Source organism: Flavobacterium aurantiibacter, assembly GCF_002251775.1.
Taxonomy (GTDB): domain Bacteria; phylum Bacteroidota; class Bacteroidia; order Flavobacteriales; family Flavobacteriaceae; genus Flavobacterium; species Flavobacterium aurantiibacter.
Genome location: NZ_NOXX01000006.1, coordinates 1 through 1406, shown reverse-complemented (window position 1 = coordinate 1406; position 1406 = coordinate 1). Strand labels below are relative to the sequence as shown.

General features: G+C 40.2%; 1 protein-coding gene. It reads right to left on the bottom strand.

The window, feature by feature from the left end; genetic code table 11:
- Nucleotides 1-56: 56 nt before the first annotated feature.
- A complete protein-coding gene (locus CHX27_RS00050) occupies nt 57-1181 on the bottom strand; it encodes an ATP-binding protein (protein ID WP_094484760.1) in 1125 nt (374 codons plus the stop codon).
- Nucleotides 1182-1406 lie beyond the last annotated feature (225 nt).

Genomic DNA, 1406 nt, shown 5'->3' with positions numbered 1-1406 from the left:
GTAACGCCTAAAAGGATGTCGTTGCGCCCGCTCACACGAAAATCGTTGACCGAACATCAGTTACTCAAATACGTATCATAATTCTCCGGCGTGACCACCACCAACTCATGATTCGGATACGACGAGGTGAAATTTTTCGGAAAACGAACCTTTTTATGCGAATTCCATTTGATTTCAAAAGCCGTAATTAGCCCGTCGGCTTCCTCAATGTAGTCGATTTCTTGTTGTTCTTTTGTGCGCCAGAAATACGGTGAAACAAAATTGTTTTGGTAAGCATTGTATTTCTTGCGCTCGGCGATAAAGTAGTTTTCAAACAAGGCTCCAATGTCGGCGCGGTTTACGGCCAACTGGAAATTGTTAATCACCGCATTTCGAATGCCGTTGTCGTAGAAGTAAATCTTTTTCGAAAGCTTTAGTTCATTTCGGGCATTTCGCGCAAATGATTGTAATCTAAAAACGATAAACGTCTTTTCAAGTAAACTAATATACGTTTCAACCGTTTTACTGTCTATTCCGACTAGCTTCCCTAGTTCGTTATACGAAACTTCCGATCCAATTTGTAAGGCCAATGCTTGCAAGAGCTTAACCAATTTCTCGGGCTTCTTTAACGAATCAATCATTAAAACGTCTTTAAATAAATAGCTGTCGGCCAGTTGTTTCAAAATTAAACGCTGGTCGTCGGCATAACTAACAACTTCGGGATACGAGCCGTAAATCAATCGGTTATGAAGCAGTCGCTTTTCTTCCAAAATTCCGTGATGATTCTTAAGTTCTTGAAACGATAGCGGAAACAATTGGCATTCAATCTTGCGCCCAGTTAACGATTCGTAGGTTTTATTTTGCAAGTCAAAAGCCGAAGATCCCGTGGCTACGAGCTTAACATCCGGATAGTTCTCGTGAATCAACTTTAAAGCAATACCAATATTCGGAATTCGTTGGGCTTCGTCAATGACAACAAACTTCGAAGCACCCAATATACTTTTGATTTGCGTTGAAGTAGGCTTTTCAAAAATCTGTTGAATGTCGTATTCGTCGGCATTAAGCCACAGCGCACTCTCGTAACTGTTACTTAATTCCTTAAGCAAAGTCGTTTTTCCGGTTTGTCGAGCGCCAAGTAAAATCAGTACTTTTCCTTTGTTGAGGAATTTTGAAATCGCCGCAGTTAATTCTCTGGCTATCATAACGTAAAGTAAAGTTTGCTGCATTCAAAAGTAGTACTTTTTCGGATTCTATTCCAAAAAAGTAATGCGTTTTTTGGATTCTATTCCAAAAAAGTTACTTTTTTTAAGAATTCTATTCCGAAAAAGTTGTGTTTTTTGGGTGTGCCGGCGCCAACGTACTTTAACCTTCAATTCGTAACGGCTCCGCAAAACAATCGTTGAGCGTATCAAAGTAGCGCCGTCGCG

What these genes read in the sequence shown, in the direction of transcription:
- CHX27_RS00050 (WP_094484760.1), bottom strand. Translation starts at nt 1,181, where the DNA reads ATGATAGCCAGAGAATTAACTGCGGCGATTTCAAAATTCCTCAACAAA.